General features: G+C 43.4%; 1 protein-coding gene. It reads right to left on the reverse strand.

The genetic code is table 11. The annotated features are described in order from the left end of the window. Positions 1–27: 27 nt before the first annotated feature. A complete protein-coding gene (locus tag ACOZIR_RS04805) occupies positions 28–21,492 on the reverse strand; it encodes a carboxypeptidase regulatory-like domain-containing protein (RefSeq protein ID WP_421535518.1) in 21,465 nt (7,154 codons plus the stop codon). Positions 21,493–21,593: the final 101 nt, after the last annotated feature.

Here is a 21,593-nt window from a genome sequence, read left to right on the forward strand (position 1 = left end):
AAAAGCACTCATTATATGAGTGCTTTTTTAATCTGTATTGCTTTCGCTAGTAAAATTAAATTGATTAAGCTTAATTTGAATTTCTTTTTTGGTATGCGTTTTTATCCAATCTAGAATTTCAGAGACTTTTAGAGTGAAATTTTCTACTTCTTTATATTCTTCCCATTCTCCAGCAACCCCATTTTCGCAGCGCGGGCGAATTTGCTTACCTTTAATGGTCACCACTACATCTCTTTCAGAGAGAAACTGCTGATTTAAATCAAAAGAGAAGAGGATGCTCGCCGGCTGATTTTGTAAATAGATTAATTGTGCAAAACAGTCGGAAACGGTAATATCACAGCGCACCTTTGCATTTGAAGGTACTTCTAAAGCTATGCGTTCGTAGGAGGTTATTTGATAAGGCTCACTTATATATGAACCGTTTTTCCCTGTGATTCTAATTACTACGGTGATAATTTTAACGAGATGAATAAGATGAAGAGTTTGATGCGTTCCGTCTTGAAGCTGCACTTGGATCGTTCTGCGCCTGCCAGGTGGTTGTTCTCGGCAGGAGACTTCACAAACATTACATGTCACAACAGGGTTAATTAAATCACATGGGTTAAATGATGGAACTGGATTTTTTGGTTTTAACTCAAAGGTTTGCAATTCTAAAACCTCTCCAGAATTTACTGTTATCTGCTGTGGATCTGCAGGTATAAAACCTATAGCGGTTACAAGGATGGTATACGTGCCAGGCGGTATATCGTGAATTGTAAAGCGGCCTAGTCGATCCGTAGTTGCACGGCCAACTATTTGGTCTTTGGTATTGATTACGTGAATCGTCGCGCCAAAGATAGGTTGTTTGGTCTCGGCATTAATGACTTTTCCTGTAATTGTTGCACCCAATTCAATTGGATCAAGGCGGAAATCTGCTCTTTGCGTTTCGCCTTGTCTAATCGTAATTGTGACTGATGGTGGTATAGCTTGATAACCATCTGTATCTACTACTACGGTATACGTGCCAGCTTTTAGTGATATAAAGGAATATTCTCCTGCTTCATTGGTAGTAGTAGAGGCTGCAAGCTGTCCTTGATTATCTAAAAGATTAATGCGAACGTTGGCAATTGGAACACTTGTTGAGTTATCGACGACTCGACCAGTAATAGCCCCTGTCGAAGAAGGTATTTGCTTTAGCTCAAAGGTTTGTAAGTCTAAAACCTCTCCAGAATTTACTTTTATCTGCTGTGGATCTGCAGGTATAAAGCCTATAGTGGTTACGAAGATGGTATACGTACCAGGCAGTATATCGTGAATTGTAAAGCGGCCTAGTTGATCTGTAGTTGCACGGCCAACTATTTGGTTTTTGATGTTGATTATTTGAATCGTTGCACCAAAGATTGGCTGTTTGGTCTCAGCATTAATGACTTTTCCTGTAATTGTTGCACCCAATTCAATTGGATCAAGGCGGAAATTTGCTACGATTGCTTCGCCTTGTTCAAACAGAATGGCAATTGTGACGGATTGTTGCTGAGTTTGATAACCATCTGCATCTACCACTACGGTATACGTTTTTGCTTCTAGTGATGCAAAGAAATATTGACCTACTTCATTGGTAGTAGTAGAAGCTATAAGCTGTCCTTCGTTATCTAAAAGATTCACGCGAGCATTGGCAATTGGCAAACTTGTTGAGTTGTCGACGACCTGACCAATAATGGCGCCTGTAAAAGCAGCTGTTGTTGTTAATGCAAAATTGAGTTCAAGCACTTCATTAGGGCTTAACTGTATTTTTACCGTTTCAGACATATAGCCAGAAGCGGACGCGCGCACAGAGAACGCTCCTTGTGGTAGTCCTTCAATAACATATTTCCCATTTTCATCGGTTAAACCAAAGCTTACTGATAAATCAACTTCGTTAAAGACTTCAATCAGAGCACCGATAACAGGAAATTTAGTTTCTTTATCAACAACTCTGCCTATTAATCTGGCTGGGTTTCCATTAAGCGTAAAATCCACTTCTTTTACTTCATTTGTGGTAAGTGTCACAGTTTGTGCTGCTGCTTGATAATCTACATTGGATGTTATGATTTGATAAGTGCCAGCAGCCAGGTTAGAAAGGAGGTAGTTACCGTTAATATCAGTTTGTGTTGTTGTCACGACCACTCCGTAGGCATTAATGACACGAATGCGCGTGTTGGCTAACGGTGCACCCGACGAGCTATCTGTAACCTTTCCTCGAATAGTCCCCACTTGTGGCAGAAGCAAGAGATTAAATGTGAACGTCTGACCACCGACTGCGAATGCCGTTAAACCTTGTGAGCCAAACCCTGCTGCAGTGGCGATAATTGAAAAGGCCCCGTCTGGAATACTGCTGATGGTAAATTTTCCTGAGGTATCTGTGAAAACAGTTGTGAAAATCGGACCAGAAGAACTTTGATAGCGAATGGTGACAGCTGCCCCTTGAATAGGTGATTTTGTTTGAGCATTTAAGACACTGCCCTTGATTGTTGCAAATAAGGAGCTTAGCTTTACATTTAACGAAGTTGTTTCTCCAGAATTAATTGTTGCTCCAGCAGACAATCGTTCAAATTCTTCTGCAGTAAAGACCACTCGGTAATTTCCAGGGTTTAATCCTTGGATTGTATATTGACCGATAGCATTTGTAACTGCTGTTGCCACAAGGCCGTTAGTGAAATCAAATAGCTGCACAACTGTGTTGGGAATCGGATTTTCAGCTTCACTTTTTACGGTACCTGTTAAGAAACCAGGAGCCATGCTTAAAAATAGAGTAGTAGAAGTTATGCCGTTTGTTTGTAAAAGAACTGTTTTTGAATCTGCTCCAAAGTTGACTGCAGTAGCCGTGACGATGAGCGCTCCTGGTGGTAAATTCATTATCGTAAAGCGTCCACTTACATCTGTAGCCGTTACAGCTAAAACCTGACCTTCAAGCGTTGTGGCAGAGACGATGGCTCCCTGTATCGCCTGACCGCCTGCTAAAGTGACGACTTGCCCTGTCACCGTAGCTGGACTCGATTGTAATAGAATTCTAGCAAATGTGGCTTCATTTGCTGTGACTCTTGCTCCAATAACTTCTGTAATAAATCCTGACGCAGAAGCCGTAATAAAATAGTTGCCAGGTTCAAGATTAGGGAATGAAAATGTGCCGTCTGAATATCCTGTTGTGGTGAAAATGAGAAGATTATTGGTATCGAACAGGGAAAGGGAAATGCTAGAACCAACAATTGGCTGTGCTAAATTGTTTAAGACAACACCGTTAATTGAACCAAAAACTCCTGTAAGCATAATGTCTACGACTTCTGTAGCGTTTGTTTCAATGATAGCACCTACTGCCTTGGTTTCGAAACCTGACGCAGTAGCAGAGACAGTGTAAGAGCCTGGAGGTAAATCAGTAATTACATATCGTCCGTTTGAATCAGTGACGGTTGATGCAATAATAATACCTGTTGCGCCGAGTAATCTTACATTTACAAAAGCGCCGGGAATTGGTTCATTGCTTTGGTTGGTGACCGTACCAGTCAATATGCCTGGATTTGACTGGAGGACAAAGTCGACGTTTTTTTGTTGGTCCCCTTGAGCAAGCGTAAGGTCTGATAATACAGATTGGAATGCTGGTGCTGACGCAATCACTGTAAACGTGCCAACAGGAATGTTCCCAATGGCATAAAAGCCATTTTCATTTGTGATTCCATAACCGATAATCACTTGATTTTGATTAAGGATACGAACGGTAGCATTATTAATTGGTAAGCCTTCTAGAGTTGAAACAGTTCCTGAAATAGAAGCAAAGTTTGGTTGTAAGAACAAGTTGGCTATAGTGACTTGATTTGAAGTAACGGTAGCTCCAGCCGAAGCACTGGCATAGTTAAATTCTGAACCTACGACAACATAGCTTCCTGGCTGTAGTCCTGGGAATTGATAATTTCCTAGCTGGTCTGTAACGGCAAAGGCAATAGGGCTTAAACTTTGATTTGGGAACAGGTTAACGACAGCTCCTGGAACTGGCTGGTTCGTTACGACATCTCGTATGGTTCCTGAAATAATTCCAGGGTCAGCTAAAAGAGTAAAATTGATTGTGGCTACTTCGTTAGGAGCTGCTTCAAAACGAGTGAGGGCTGCTTGGAAATTTGGCTGATTGGCTGTAAGTGTATAGCTTCCGGCAGTAAACCCTCTGATAAAGTAATTCCCGTCATTATCTGTTTGCACTCTTCGGATTAGACCGCTTTGGGTATTGAAAAGTTGAACTAAGGCGTTTGCAAGGCCGTTTCCTTCTTCGTCAACTACACGCCCCTGTACAGTTGAAATAAAAGAAGAAAGAGATGCATTAACAATTTCAATTTCTCCAGCGTCTAACTGTACAGATGATATGTCTGATCCGAATAGAGGTGCTCCGCTAAAGACAACAGTGTAAGTGCCAGAGACGATGCCTGTTACTTCATAAAATCCGTTTGAATCAGTAACGGTTGTTGCGAGAATAGGACCAGATGGCGTTAGTGCGCGTATAACAACGCTTGCGTTTGGAATTGGCTGCCCGGCTTCTGAAGTAACGACCTGGCCTCGGATTATACCTGGATTCGGTGCAAGGTCAAATGCAATGATTATATCTTGATTTGCAATAATTGTAAAACCGCGCAGTTCGCTTCCGAATCCAAAAGAGCTTGCAACCGCAACGTACTTGCCTGGAGAAAGAGTTGGGACTTTGAAGTTACCTTGGCTATCGGCTACGATTGACAGGATAAACGTTCGATTTTCATCAAAAAGTTGTACGGTAGCTCCTTGAAGCGGAAGGCCAGATGATGCACTTGTCACTTGCCCGATAAGGCGTCCAGGACTGGGTGACAGAGAAAGAGTAGTAGTTGTTGTTTCTCCATTTGTGATAATGGCAGAAGTTGTGGCGTTTCCAAACCCAATTGCTTGTGCAATTATATTAAGCGGACCAGCTGGTAAATTTGGAATGGTGAAGAATCCGTTATCTCCACTTATTCCCGTTGCGATGATAACACCGTTAGACCTTGTCACGGTAATGGATGCTCCAACAATCACTTCGCCAGAAACACTATTAATCACTTGCCCGGTTAATGTTCCAGGTAAAGGAGTAAGGGTGACGACTACCTCTGTTGTCTCGTTATTTCTTACAATGGCAGAGACTGTATTTGACGCAAAGTCAGATGCTTCAGCATTTACTAGATACGTTCCTGGTGCCAGGTCAAATACTTCAAAGCGGCCATTGGATAGCGCAAGTAAAATTTGAACCACTACAAGGTTTGCATCAAGAATTTTTACTGGGATAAATGGCGTGGTAATCGGTACTCCTTGTTCATCTACGATTTGTCCGCGAATGCTCGGTTTACCATTAGTGCCTGCTCCACTTGCTCTTGTGAGTGTAGCGTTTAAGATCGTTGTTGTATTAGAGGTAATTTGTGCTCCTAAAATGACGGTATCGTAACTCTCATCAAAGAAAGAAACAGTATATTGTCCTGGTGTTAAGTTTTGAATTGTATAACGACCGTCCACGTTACTAAAACCAGAACTGACAATTATGCCTAACAGATTTCGAACAACCACATTCACTCCAACAAGCGGAGCGTTTGTATTTGCGTCAATAACTGTACCTGTTAAAATGCCTGGGTTGGCAACAAGTGTAAAGTTTACATCCAATCGACTTTCTCCTAGTAAGAGCGTTATTCCACTTGTAGCAGTTGAGAAGCCTGCAGCACTCACAACAATATTCCGGTTGCCAGGTGGCAACCCTTGAACAGTATAACGTCCATCAGACCCTGAAATACCTGTTCCCAACACGGTTTCACTTTGATCAATTACACGAATCGAGGCATTAGAAATTGGATTTCCATCTTGATCAACAATTTGCCCAGACATGCTGGCGGGATTCGACTGAAGTGAAAGATTAACTGTCGATTGGGTAGTAGCAAGTACAGATGCACCTGAACTTGTTCTTGCAAAATTGGTTGCATTTGCTGAAACTGTGTAGCTGCCAGGCTGAATGCTAATAAAACGATATCTCCCATTTTCATCAGTCACTGTATTTCCAATAGAGATTAATCCTTGATATGGGAAAATCTGGACAGTTGCACCAACCAGAGGCAATCCGGTTTGAGCGCTAGTGACAATGCCAACAATAGATCCTGGATTTGACTGAAGTGATACATTAATGGTTGTTGTTTGGCCAGATTTAATTGCACATCCGACAGTTTGACGCTGAAAATCAGGATTTATAATAATAAGAGTGTAGGTTCCTGGTGATATATTCTGTATGCTGTATCGTCCATTAATATCCGTTTGCACAGTGCCAACCACGACATTGTCTGTATCAACGATCCGAACCAATGTGTTAAATAAAGGTTCGCCCGTTTCTGCGTTGGTGACAAATCCTTGGGCTGCCCCAGGATTTGGTGGTAAAGATAGTTGAACAGCTGCCGTTTCATTTGAAAATACTTGAGTTGAAGCAGACTGTGTTCCAAAGGTTGATAAAGTAGCGATGACCGTATAAGTCCCAGGCGGCAGGTGAGGGATGGTAAAGGTTCCATTTCCATTCGTTGAGGAGTTTGCAATGACTGGACCTGCTGGTGAAAATTGACGTACAACAATGCTTACATTACCAAGAGGCTCCCCGGTTTGTTGATTAAAGACGGTCCCTTCAACACTTCCCGGATTAGGAGAGAGGTTGAAGTTTAACGTTGTCACTTCGTTTACGGCGACATCCGTTTCTTGTACTAACGAGCCAAAGTTTTGAGTCGAAGCGATGATTCGATACGTTCCTGGCGCTAAATTGTCAGCGCGGTATTGCCCGTTTTGATCTGTGACAACAGTTGCAACCAGTCCTCTCGTGAAATCAAATATTTGAATTGTTGCGCCTTGCAGCAGATCGGCTGTTTGTGCATTTCGTACAGCTCCAGTCACCCATCCTGCTTGGGGTGCGAGTGACAACAGAATATTCCCGTTTGCTCCTGGTCCAAGCGGAACAGATGTCGAGGCAGAACCAAAACCAGGCTGGGTAGCAGTGGCTGTTACAATAATCGTATTTGGTGGTAGATTCCTAATGATAAACTGCCCATTAAGGTCACTGATAGCATTTCCAACGACAATTCCGTTCGCATCCGTAACGGAGATGATCACCCCTGTTAATGGCGCGGAAGTAACAGAATTTACAACTTGCCCCGTTACAGTTGCAGGATTTGGCGTGAGCGGAACAGAGACAGATGTAGTGGTATTAGCTCTAACATTTACGCTTGCAACTCCTGTTGCATAATTAGGCGCCGTTACTTGAATGAGATACGTTCCTGGCGCTAAATCAATAACGTTAAATGATCCATCTGCATTCGCAAGCAGTGTTTTTAACAGTGTGCCAGTTGCAGTAAAGACTTGAACTTGAATATTCGAACCTGTAATACCGGATCCGTTTACGTTTGTGACGGTTCCAAAAACTGTTCCGGTAAGTGGAGACAATACTAGGTCAGCAGTTGTAGCGTCGTTAGCTTGCACCAATGCTCCAACCGTTGTTGTGCCAAAGCCTGAAGCTGTTGCTACAACTGAATATGAACCAGGGGCAAGACCTTCAATCAAATAGCGGCCATTTTGGTCGGTGGTACCACTGTCTACAATTACAGTTGTTCCTCCTGATGTTCGAACAACTGTAATGGCTCCAACAATTGATTGACCCGTTGCCAAGTTGAAAACTCGCCCTGTAATACTACCAACCAATGCTGTTAACTGAATGTCTACATTTGGTAAAGTTTGCGCAGGTGTTAATGTGACAGCTGTTAATTGAGTAGCGAATCCTTGTGCAGATGCAATAATAGTTAAGGTTCCTTGTGGCAAGTTTCCAACTGAATAATTGCCATTTATATCTGTAATGGCAGTTCCTAATACCGTTTCGTTCTGGTCAAGAACTCGCACGGTCGCATTTGGTATAACGTTACCACCGGAGTCTGTAACTGTTCCAGAAATTGTTGCTGGATTTGAAGTTAACTGAATATTAGCAACTGTGGGGCTGCCTGCTGAAATTACTGCTCCTACACCGCCGCGTGCAAAGTCAGTTGCCACTGCTATAATATTATATTCTCCAGGAGCCAAGTTTAAAATTGTATATTGCCCATTTTCATTCGTTATCCCTCGGGCAATAGAGGTTATGCTTTGCGAAGGAAATACGAGCACGACAGCGTTTGCAATTGGGCCTCCTGTAAAAAAGTCTGTGACCGTTCCTGTTAGCTTTCCTGGGTTCAGCTGTAAATTTACATCAACCGTCGTAGTTTGCTCAGGTGCAACAGTAAAGCCAATGGTTTGTCTTTGGAAGCCTGAACTAATGGTAACTAACGTGTAAGAGTCAGCAGGAAGGCCTCCTATTGTAAACAACCCTTGTGCATTGGTGAGAACTTCGTCAACAACTGTTCCATCCCTGCGAATTACGCGTACAATTGCTTCTTCAAGCGGTGCGCTTGTGTTCTCATTTCGTACCGTTCCTTGAACGGTACCCGGTAACAGCGTCAGTCCAATGCTAATGGTTGAAACGTCATTTGGCAGTACAGTAGTTGTTGCAGCTTGTGTTCCAAAGTTTGTGGCTTGTGCAATGATAGTATACGATGCTGGCTGTAAGTCTGATATGGTAAATACACCTACCCCATCAGTCACAGTTGTTGCAGCGATAGGACCTGCGGGAGAAAACTGTCGAATTTCAACGCTTGCTCCTTGAACGGGTGCTCCTGTTTGTTGATTAATTACTGTGCCTGTAATGGTACCAGTAAGAGGAGTAAGTGATAGGATAATCTGTTGCGTCTCACCAGGGCTAAGAACAATTGTTTGCGGTGTGTTTACAAAATTTTGTGCAAAAGTAACAATGCTGATGGAGCCGGCTGCAAGGTTTGTTAGCTGGAAATTTCCATTTATATCTGTTACAGCTGTTGCAATAATTTGCCCGTTTGAAGACGCAGTGACCGTCACTCCTTGAAGCGGTGTGTTCGTTTGTTGATTGACAACATTCCCACTAATGGTAGCAGGGTTTGGCGTTAATGCTATAGCCACAGTGGTTGTTTGATTGGCTGTGATCGTAATTGGAATACTGTTTGCTGCATAGTTCGGTGCTTCTGCAATAACAGTGTACGTTCCAGGATCTAGACCAAATACCCCAAATGTACCGTCTGGTTGAGCCGTGACGGATTTGAGTAATACGTTATCATCAGTAAAGATTCGAAGGAAAATATTTGATCCTGTGATTGGATTTCCATTTATATCCGTTACAAAGCCAGACAGAGTACCCGCGTCTGCTAATAAGGCGAAGCTTGCAGTTGATGTCTGATCACTAGCGGCGGTGACTGTTTGTATTTGAGTGCCAAACCCCATCTTAGTGACCGTGACGGAGTATTCCCCTGGAGCTAAGTTTTTGACAAGGTAAGTTCCTTGTTGGTCCGTATTTACTGTTCCTACTACAATGCCGCCGCTTCCTTGCTGAAGAGAACGAATGGTAACGATAGCTCCTGGGATTGGTGCTCCGGTTCCACTACTTGTTACTTGCCCGGCAATGGTTCCTGGGTTTTCCTCAAGGGGAATATTGAAATTAGATAACACTTGATCAGGGGCAATGGTTACACCTTGCGTATTTGTGGCAAAACCAGACGCGCTTGCAATAATGGTGTAGGTTCCTGCTGTAATGTTACCGATGGTGTAGTTACCGGTAAGATCAGCACTACCGATACCTACTACGTTTTGGTTTGAATCCAGTAATCGAACCGTTGCGTTGGATAATGCATTTCCTGAAAAATCGGTCACTCGCCCAGAAATAACACCAGGAAGCGGTGGGGCTTGAACTGTAATTGTTATTGTGTTGCCAGAAGTGACAACGGTACCTACTGCTACTGAGCCAAAGCCTGTCGCTTGGGATACGAGGCTATATTCACCAGGTGCTAACCCAATAAGAGAAAAGCTTCCGTTTTGATCTGTTACGGTATTGGCAACGGGAGTCGTACTGCCAGACTGAAAGACTTGTAGAACTGCTCCAGAGAGGGGCGTGCCAGTTTGTGCATTAACTACCGTACCGGTAATGGTTCCTGGATTTGGCTGCAACGAAATATTTTGTGTAACAGTTTGATTCGATGCAATGGTAATGCCATTTGCGAGCTGCTGGAATTGAGGGTTCGTTGCCACAATTGTGTACGTTCCAGGTGCTAACCCTTGAATGCGATAATTTCCGCTTATATCTGTTTGTGATACAGCCACAAGCACGCCGTTTACATCAAGTATGCGCAGGAGTGTATCTGCTAGCGTCTGACCCGTCTGGGCACTGGTGATGGTTCCTTGAGCGATACCAGGATCTGGAGATAAATTCAGTAGAACAGTTGAGACTGAGTTTGATTGCACAAATGTAGAGGCAGATTCTGTTCCAAAGTTAGGTTCCGATGCTACCGCTGTGTAAGCACCAGGTGTCAAGTTAAAGACGGTGAATTGACCTTGAATATTAGTTGCAATTGTTGCAACGATTGGTCCAAAAGGAGAAAATTGGCGTATTGCAATACTTGCACCTGCAATCGGCGCACCAGTTTGTTGATTAAATACACTGCCTGTAATAGTACCGGGGCTCGGCGTTAAGTTAAAGTTAAGAGTAGTGGTAGCTTCAGAAGTTACTTGAGTATCTTGAGTAACGGCTCCAAAATTGTTTGCTGTTGCAATTAATCGGTAAGAGCCGGGTGCTAGATTTTGATATTGATAAACACCGCTTTGATTTGTTTGCAAAGTGGCGACAAGTGCTCGTGTAAAATCGAAAATTTGAACAGTTGCGCCTGCAAGAGGATCCCCTGATTGCGCATTGAGAACTGTCCCTGTAACGGTGCCCGGTGTAGGTGTTAAACTTAATGTTGTAGCTTCAATTTCGCCTGGTGTTAAGATAACGGACTTTGAATCACTGCCAAAACCTCCTGCAACCGCCGAGATATTAAGCGTAGCTGGTGGAAGGTTCAAAACGGTAAAGTTTCCATTTAAATCAGTTGCTCCAGATCCTACTGCGATGCCGTTTAAGTCCGTAATTGTTATAAGAGCCCCATTAATCGGTGTTCCTGTACTGCTGTTTAATACCTGACCAGTCACCTCAGCGGGATTTAACTTAAGCGTAATATTTGTTTCAGTTGTTTGATCTGAAATGACAACAGCATTCGTCGTTGTGGTAACAAAATTTAGAACAGTAATAATTAATGTGTAGCTGCCTGGAAGCAAGTCTAGTATGTCATATGTTCCATCATATTGAGCAAGCAATGTTTTTAAAAGAGTGCCGCTTTGATCAAATACTTGAATTTGAGTGTTCATTCCTAGAATAGGGCTGCCTCCAGCATCTGTGATAGTTCCATTAATTCTTCCAACACTTGGAATGAGGCTGATATTGGCTAAAGTTGTTTCATCGCTTTGAACGACTGCTCCAACGCTTATGCTCGCAAACCCACTTCCAGATGCTACAACCGTATACGTTCCAGGTGCTAAGCCGCCGATAAAGTAGGTTCCATTTTCGTTTGTAATACTGTTGGCAACAATAACGCCAACTCCTCCTACAAGCCGTACTACAACAATTGCGCTTGAAATGGCTTCGCCAGTCTGCGCATTTGTAATTTGCCCCGTAATATTTCCTGAATTCGGGTTTAACGAGAAATTAATGTTTTCTAATACATCACCTGGTTGAAGAGTAATACCGCTAAGCTTGTTGGAAAAAGCAGGTGCATTCACTACAATAGTTTGTGCGCCTGGCGGTAGATTACTAATCACGTAGTTTCCATTTTGATCTGTTAAGGCAGTGCCTAATACAGTTTCATTTTGACTAATAACACGAACACTTGCATTTCCAATTGGTGTTCCGTTGATGCTTATAACCGTTCCACTAATGGTAGAAAAATTTGCTTGAAGTTCAATGTTAGACACCGTCGTTTGATTTGAAAAAACAACTGTTCCTACAGTACCTCTTGCGTAATTGCGTGCATTTGCTACGAGGATATATTCGCCTGGTGCCAGACCGCCCATTTGAAACATTCCATTTTGATCTGTAAGTGCGTTTGCGATAGGAACCAAACTTTGCGGAGGGAAAAGTTGAACTGTGGCTCCGTCCAAAGCTAAGCCGGTTTGTTGGTCAAGTACTCTTCCTGTGATTCTTCCTGGGTCTGGAAGGAGTGTGACGTTAACAGTTGTAGATGCATCAGAAACAACTGAAAACCCAATCGTTTCTCTTTGAAAGTCAGATGCCACTGCAATTAAAACATAGTCGCCAGGAGCTAATCCTTCTGCTTGATAATTTCCAGTTCCATCGGTTTGTACTTCTTGAATAATGACACGATTGCTATCTAAGATACGAGCAAATGAATTTGTTAACCCTTCGCCTGTTTGGCCATTTGTGATTTGCCCTTGAACGGTTCCCGGGTTTGGAATTAATGCAAGTAAAATATTAGATACATTGTCTGATTGTACAATGGTTGAGGCAGCTTTGCTTCCGAAGTTTGGATTCAATCCAACGACCGTATACGTTCCAGGTGCTAGATTATTAACGGTAAATATCCCATTTTGGTCGGTAGATAATGCAGCAATAATTGGACCTGTCGGCGTAAATTGACGAACAATAATCGAAACGCTGGCAAGCGGGTTTCCAGTTTGCTGGTTAACAACTGTACCTTGAATACTTCCTGCATCAGGAGGTAAAAAGAACTCCAAAACGGTTTGTTGATTAGCGACGACCATAGCTTCTTGGACAGTGGACCCAAAGCCTTGAGCTGAAGCAATGACGCGGTACAAATCGGAAGAGAGACTCTGAATTTCATAAAATCCAAATGTGTCAGTCATCACAGTTGCAATAATTCCTCGAGTAAAGTCAAACACTTTTAGCGTTGCACCTGCAATCAGTTCACCTGTTAGCTCATTAACTACGGTCCCTTCAAGTCTACCAACTTCTGGAGACAGAGCAATCGTTATCTGTGCCACTTGACCAGGTGTAAGAATAACAGATTGAGAGAGGCTTCCAAAGTTATTAGCTGTTACGGAAACATTAAGAGTTTGTGGAGGAAGGTTTAAAATACTGACAGATCCATTCGTATCCGTTACTCCACTCCCAACAATCGTTCCGTTTGGCAAGGTAAACGTGACAATAGCACCTGGAATTGGTTCACTCGTTTCTCCACTAACGACTTGCGTTGTAACCGTAGCAGGATCTGGCTGCAGTGTCGCCACTAAAACAATTGTTTGTTCAGAGGTAACCGTTGCACTGAATATACCAGTTGTAAAGTTAGGCGCTGTAAAGGTTAACTGATAAGAGCCAGGTGGCAAGTCAACGACAGTAAACACTCCATCGCTGTTGGCTAAAACAGACTTGATTAAATGTCCGTTTTGATCAAATACTTGAATTTGAATATTATTTCCTGTAATCGGATTGCCTTGAGAATCAATAATTGTTCCGCTAATAACACCTGCAAGTGCTGTTAATGGAACATTGGCCGTTGCAATCGTATCACTCACAACGGTCACGCCTACCGTATTTGTTCCAAAACCAGATTTGCTAGCTGTTACAAGGTAGGTTCCCGGAGTTAAATCATTTACCCGGTAGTTTCCATCTACATCTGTTGTTGCGTTTGCAACGATAATTGAACTTGCACCTGTTTTACGAATCACAATGTCAGCGCCTGCAATAAGGGCTCCGTCTTGAGCATTAGCCGTTTGACCTTGAATATTCCCGGAGTTTGGTGTTAACTGAGCGCTAAAATCTGTAATAATCTGTCCAGGTGATAATGTTACACCAATGATTTGAGTGCCAAATTCGGAAGCAGAAACGACAGCAATTTGTGAACCGGGTGATAAGTTGCCAATTGTAAAATGTCCGTTTTGATCTGTGACTCCTGTGCCAAGAACAGTTTCATTCTGGTCAATAATCCGAACGGCGGCACCAGGGATAGGTGTTCCATTGGTAGAGGTAATGGTTCCGCTTAAAGCAGCTGGATTTGGTGAAAGAAGCAGAGCAGCCGTTGCCGTTGTATTTGGAAATACCGCTGTTCCAACTGCTGCCACAGCGTAATTTGATACAGTAGCCTCTACTACATAATCTCCAGGCTGAATGCCAAGGACGCTGTAACCTCCGTCTTGCCCTGTAATCGCACTAGCAATTGGAATCAAACTTTGAGCAGGGAAAATTTGCACAGATGCTCCTGCAATCGGCAAGCCGGTTTGAGAATCAATGACCGTGCCTGTAATCGTTCCTGGGTCTGGTGTTAACGCCGTATTTACGGTTATGACCGTATCGGAACCTACTATTGCACCAATAGTACTGCTTTGGAAATTAGGGTTTGAAAATACTAGTGTATACGTGCCAGGTGCCAGCCCAGGCACAAAGTAATTTCCGTTGCTATCAGTCTGAACCGTTGCTACTAAAATTCCAGCATCGCTAAGAATATTAATTTGTGTATTTAAAGCAGACTCCCCAGTCTGAGCAGATGTAATGAGCCCTTGAACTGCTCCAGGGTTTGGCAGTAGCGCAAGTGAAACGGTTGAAACCGTATCTGACTGAACAAACGTTGTAGTGCTCTGGGTGCCGAAATTCGGATTAAATACAGTGACAGCATACGCTCCGGGTCCCAAGTTTAGCACTGTAAATTGTCCGCTGCTATCTGTTGCCGTTGTTTGAACAACTGGCCCAGCAGGAGAGAATAGCCTTACGACCACTGAAGCGCCTACGATGAGAGCTCCGGTTTGTTGATTAACGACTGTGCCAAAAATCAATCCAGCATCAGGTGTTAGAACCAGATTGACTGTCGATGTTACATTTGAGGCTGCCTGAACGTTTTGCACCTGTGTACCGAAATTTGCAGAAGTGGCAATCACTTGATAAAAGCCAGGTGTCAGGTTCTGAACTTGATAAAGCCCATCACGATCTGACAAGACAGTTGCAACAAGTGCTCCTGTAAAGTCAAATATTTGCATAGTGGCCCCAATAAGCGGAGCACCCGTTTGTTGATTTATCACAGCCCCGCTCACAGCTCCAGGATTTGGCGCTAAGGTCAATAATGAAGTTCCTGTTGACCCTGGTGTTAAAATTACTGAACGAGAATCTGAACCAAAATTTGTTGCTACAGCTGATACAATAACGGTTGTCGGCGGTAGATTTGGAATGGAAAAGTTTCCATTTTGATCCGTAACAGTACTGCCGATTGGCAGCCCGTTAAGGTCAGTGACCGAAACAATTGAGCCAAAAATAGCATCTCCCGTTGTGCTGCTTACCACTTGCCCATTCACCTTTCCAGGATTCGGGGTCAGCGGAACAGTAAGTACGGTCATTTCGTTTGCTGTAACAAACGCTCCCACTGTATTGGCTGCATAATTCGCTGCTGTCACGGTTAATTGATAAGATCCAGGAGGCAGGTTTGTAATAGAAAACGTCCCATCAGACTGTGCAGCTACTGTTTGAAGCAAGCCGCCGTTTTGGCTAAACACACGGATTTGAGTTGGGATATTGACAATTGGATTTCCTTGGACGTTTAAAACGGTACCGGAAATGGAACCAACAAGTGGTGAAAGAGCGATATTTGCTTGAGTCATTTGATCGCTGATAACAATTGCCCCCACTGTGTTTAACGCATAGCCAGTAGCAGAGCCTGTGACGGTATAAGAACCAGGCTGTAAGCCGTTTATCTTGTAGTTTCCAAGCTCATCTGTTGTAGTTGAAGCCACCACAACAGGAACTCCGGCGACTGTTCGCACAATAGCGATGGCACCGACAATTGGTATCTCTGTATCCGCTGTTACAATTTGCCCAGAAATGCTTCCCGAATTAGCTGTAAGAATGAAGTTCAAATTCGTTACCACTTGCCCTGGAATTAAAATAACGCCGCCGAGCTGTGTAGCAAATCCGGGGGCACTTACAATAATTTCTTGATTTCCTTGCGGCAAATCGGTCAGCGAATAGTTTCCAAACTCGTCTGTGACGATGGTTCCCAACACAAATTCATTTTGATCTAAAATACGCACGGTCGCATTTATAATCGGTTCGCCTGTATCTGATCTTACTGTTCCGGAAACAGTGGCAGGAGTAGGGACTAAGAAAATAGTAGATGAACTTGTTTCATTAGAGCGAACTGCTACGCCTGTAGACGAAGTGGCGTAAGTTTGAAATGACCCGATTAGAATATAAGAACCAGGTGCTAACCCGTCTAAAAAGTAATGACCCCTACCATCGGTTACGAGGGTAGCGATTGGATTTAACCCAAGAGCAGGGAAGACTTGAATAGACGCACCAATTAAAGGAGAAGCCGTTTCTGCATCCAGCACTTGACCTGTAATGGACCCAGGAGAAGCAATAAGATTTGCATTGACCACAGACGTTTGATTTGGTTGAGAAGTAAAGCTTAACGTTTGAGATTGAAACGTAGGGTTTGTAAATGGAATCGTATAATCCCCTGCTGTAAATCCTGCAATCTGATAAAAACCGTTAATATCCGTTTGCGTTTGTGTAACGAGGATTCCGTTTGCATCAATCAACTGAATCAGCGTATTAATAATCGGAACGCCGGTTTCTGCATTTGTTACCGTTCCTTGTACAGCCGATGGAAGCTGTTCCAAAGCAAAGTTTAAAGCAGCCGTTTCACCAGGAGCAAGCGTGACGGATGAGGCTTGTGATCCAAAGAGTTCATTTACAACAATAACCGTAAAGGTTCCTTGCGGTAAGTGTGATACTGCATATAGGCCATTGGTATCTGTGACAGAAGTCGCAATAATAGGACCGGTTGCGTTAAACTGGCGAATAATTACATCTGTTCCGCTGAGTGCTGTACCAGTGGCAACGTTCGTAACAGTGCCTTGAATGGTTGAAGGGTTTGGCTCCAAAGCAAAGCTTGCAATGGCCTGTGTGTCTGACACTACGGTAAAACTAATGGTTCCACTTGTATATCCTCCAGAGGCAGCAATGGCTGTATAGAGCCCCGGCGCTAATCCGGATATTAAAAATTGTCCTTGAGCATTCGCAGACACCGAAACGGCTGGCGCGCCTGTTTGATCAAAAATTTGAATGCTTGCTCCTGCAAGGGTATCCCCGTTATTACGGTTAACAACAAAACCAGACACACTTCCAGGGTTTGGCGTAAGTGTAAGTGTAGTAGTGGTCGTTTGTCCCGGCGATAAAATGACAGCCCGCGAGTCCGTTCCAAAGTCTTGGGCACCGGCGCTTGCAACAAATGAGCCGGCCGGTAAATTTTCAATAACAAACGTTCCGTCTTGACCAGACGCGCCTCTTCCGATTAGTAATCCCGTATTTGGATTAAGGACAGATACGATGCTTCCTGCAATACTTATCCCCGTTTGTTGATTAATGACTTGCCCTGTCAACGTTGCAGGAGATGGTTGAAGTATGACGCTTGTTTGAACTTGTTGATCTGCTTGCACTTGTATTCCGATTGTCGTCGCTTGGAATGCAGGTGCTGATGCATTGAGTACGTAGCTTCCTGGAAAAACATTAAAAAAGGCAAACGTACCATCTGATTGAGCAAGTAATGCTTCAATAAGAACACCATTTAAATCAAGTAAACGAACTTGCAAGTTTGATCCGGTAATCGTTGTACCTGTTGAGTCAACAAGCTGACCATTGATTGAACCAGCTAATTCGTTAAGTGCAATACTGGCCGTTGTAGTGGTATCACTAGAAACAATTGCTCCAATTGTTTTTGTTCCAAACGTAGGGAACGAAGAGGTCACGGTATAACTCCCAGGTGCTAATCCTTGCACAAGAAAGTTACCCGACGAATCAGATGTCACGGTTGCAACGGCAACACCTGAACCGATTGCTTGACGAATGACAACCGTTGAACCAGCTAACGGTGCTCCTGTTGCAACATCGGTGACTTGCCCGCTGATTGCTCCTGGATTTGGAGTAAGAGCAAAGTTTATGTTGGCTAAAGTACTGCCGGGACTTAGTATAATTCCGCTTGTTAAGTGCCCGAAACTTGGAGCTGTTACAAGAACTGAAAATGAACCTGGAGGTAAATTTCCAATTGAATACGCACCATTGGCGTCAGTTCCGGCTGTTGCGAGAATGGTTTCATTAGCATCAAAAATTTGAACGGAAGCGTTTGGGACAGCAGCGCCACCCGTATCCGTAACGACCCCTGAAATAATAGAAGGGTTAGGAATTAAAGCGAAACTCACACTGGTTGCTGTATTGGAAGAAACAATTGCTCCTGCTGATTGAACGGCAAAGTTTGGAGATGACGCAATAAGAATGTAATTACCTGGTGCAAGATTTGAGAATTGATAGTTTCCACTGCCATCTGTTAATACGCTTTGAATAAAGACATTTTTAGCACTGTAAAGTGCAACTACTGTATTGGGCTGAACAGGGGAAACATTTCCGGCAATGAGTCCAGGTTCAGGAGGTAAGCTTACATTTACAACTGTGGTTGTATCAGCCAATACAATTCCCCCGGCTATGTTCGTTTGGAAGTTAGCTGCGTTGACTACAACATGATAATTTCCTGGAGGCAACCCTTCAATCATATAAATTCCTTGACTATCGGTAAAACCAACCTGAACTTGAACATTACTTTGGTTAACTACACTTACGCTGGCCCCGATAATTTGATCTCCTGTAGTGCCGTTTACAACTTGCCCGGTGATGATTCCTGGGTTAGGAGCAAGTGAAACATCAATATTTGCTTGACCTCCTGGAGACACAGTGATGGTTGCAAAATTCGTTTGGAAATTTGGTGCGGCCACAACGAGCGTGTACGTTCCAGGAGCTAATTGCGGGACAAGAAAGTTACCTTCTGAGTTGGCAAAGACAGTGGCGATAACAGCTCCGTTTGTATCCAAAATTCTTACTTGGATTTGAGCACCAGCAATCGAGTCACCCGTTTGTTGATTTCTAACGGTTCCGGTGATGGTTACCGGATTAAAAGCAAGCGTAAAGTTTAGCGTTGTCGTTTGATCGGATCTAATCGCAGTTCCTTGACTCGAGCTTTGAAAATTTAAGGCGGTCGCCGTTACAATATAGCTCTCAGCCGATAAGTTTGGAATCGTATAAACGCCGTTTTGATCTGTGATTCCTGAACCAATAATGGCACCGCCGACTGTCGTTTTGACATTAATGGTAGCACCTGCAACGGCTGCTCCAGTAGAATCGGTCACCGTTCCAGTTAACGCACCAGGATCTGGAGTTAGGGAAAAGTTTACGGTTGTTGTCTGGAAAGCAACAACCTGGGCACCTGCTACTTTAGACTGGAAATTTTGATCGATGGCTGTGACCGTGTAGCTGCCCGGAGCCAAATTAGGAACGACATACGCTCCCGCTTGATCTGTCGTAACAGAAGCAACCAAGTTGTTATTTAAAAATACATTAACCACTGCACCTGCAAGCGCGCCGCCTTGACCGGAGGTGACGACTCCATTAATGACACCAACTAAACGGTTTAGAGCGGCATTTAACGTGGTTGTTTGATTGGATTGAATAATTGCTCCAATCGTTTGACTACCAAAACCAGGTTGCCCAAAAGTGACAGTATAGCTGCCCGGAGCCAAATTGGTCACACTGTACTGACCTTGTGCATTTGTTGTAGCTGTTGCAACGGTAATACCGCCTTGATTAACTACATTAACTGAAACACCTGACAAGGAAACGCCCGTTTGAGCATCGTTTACAGCACCTGTCAACGTCCCTGGAGAAGGTTGAAGGATAACGTTTTGAGTTGTTGTTTGACTGGCTTGCACTGTAAAACCCAGCAAGGTGGTTTGGAAGTTTTGAGCTTTCACCCGTAATTGAAATGTGCCTGGTGCAAGTTGATTAACGGTATATTGGCCTTGGGCGTTGGTTGTAACGGTTGCGATTACATTGTTCCCCGTATCAAGAACTTCCACAATCGCGCCTTGAATAGGTGTTCCATTAGTGTTAGATACAATACCCGTCACAGTTCCCGGGGAAGGAATCAGAGTAAAATTAGCAGTTGTCGTCTGGTTGGATGTAACGGTAATACCGAGTAACTGTGATTGGAAGTTAGGTGCACTGACGGTCACCGAATACTGACCTGGATTAACATTTGAAAGTGTATATTGACCTTGTATGTTAGTTGTCGCGGTTGCTACAACCGTATTAAATGCATCAATTAAATTAATAGTAGCACTGGCAACAGGTGTACCTCCTGTAGAAGTAACGGTGCCTGTTACTGTCCCAGGGGAAGGCTGAAGAGTCACATTGACGATTTGTGTTTGCCCGGCAGGTACGGTTGGCGTGCGCGTAGCAGTTACGAAATTAGCAGCGATAAAGTTAAGCGTGTACGTTCCGCTAGCAAGCTGAGTGAAGCTGTAATTTCCTTCGGCGTTCGTTTGAGTAGTAGTAATGAGGACATTGTTTTGATTTCTAAGTTCGACCGTTACCCCCCTAAGAGGTAATCCAGTTTGGCCAGATGTAACTTTCCCTGTAACAGCAGCTGCTGCAGCTGCTTCAATATTATTAAAAGCAGTTGCATTTGTTAACTGAAGGCCTGTGAAGTCATCAATTCCCGAAGCTGTAACTGTATTAAGCCTCCTTGTTCCAGAAGTAGTGAATGTCCCAATTACGGTATATGTTAACGTAGCAGTTTGCCCGGCAGCAAGGTTTCCTATTGTCCAAGACAGCGTTGTGTTGTTTGAATTAAATACGGATGTTCCAGTTGAGGTATTTATGCTGCTTACACTTGACAATTGGTCGAGACTAAATACGTCATTTACAACCACTTGTCTTGCGAGAGCCCGACCGCTATTTGTCACAGTAACAGACTGAGTCCAAGTTGTTAGAGAGCCTGTAAAAACAGATGTAGGTCCTGAAGTAATGGTCTTGGCTGCAGTTAAGTTAGCACGTACGTCCACGTCTTTAGGAGAGACAGGGTTGGTTAATGCGTTAACAAATTGAAAACCTTCAGACGTTTGTAAAGAATCTTTGTTGTAGTTGTTTGCATTAGCGGAGGAGAAAATAATAAATTGCAGCGGTGAAGAAGGACTAATTCCTAAAACTCGAAAAAAGTCAGCAGCGGGAAATTGAAAATCAATAAAATAATCGGCATCTCCGCCGAAATTAGACCCATCGTTTGTCAACGTGACGCGAGATACATCAAAATTAACAATCGGACGTGAGAAGGTAGGGGTCCCACTTCCGTCTGTTCCTTCGGCAGGGTCATTCCATGAGTTGAATACACGCGTTGTGTTTTTTATAAGATTAATTGTATTATCTAATCCATTTACGTTTGCTAACCAATCGTAGACCCCAGGATTTCCTGATGTATTGATTAAGACACCCCAAGAAAAGTTGCTAAAGCCAGTATTTTTAGAGTTTCGAGGGTCAGCATTTAGCCGAATTCGGAAAAAAATAGTTGTTCCATCATAAGCGGCAAATGCTGCTGGAAACTGCGTATTTCCCACAATATCTGTGGAAGCTGGCGATTCGTCACCTACTACATCATAAATAGGCTGAGTGCCTATAAGAATAGGGTGAAATTGGGTGTTAGATGGAGAAGCCATTTTTTGCACTCCTTTTCAAATTTATCTTTACAACATATTAAGTAGACAAAAAGTTCGTGAGATATTATACATATTTTTTTAGAAAAAGCTTCATGATAACT

Source organism: Priestia sp. D3YE.R1, assembly GCF_049199565.1.
Lineage (GTDB): Bacteria > Bacillota > Bacilli > Bacillales > Bacillaceae_H > Priestia > Priestia aryabhattai.

Bases quoted from the DNA above. Each gene is read 5' to 3' on its own strand.
- ACOZIR_RS04805 (WP_421535518.1), bottom strand. From the start codon at position 21,492: ATGGCTTCTCCATCTAACACCCAATTTCACCCTATTCTTATAGGCACT.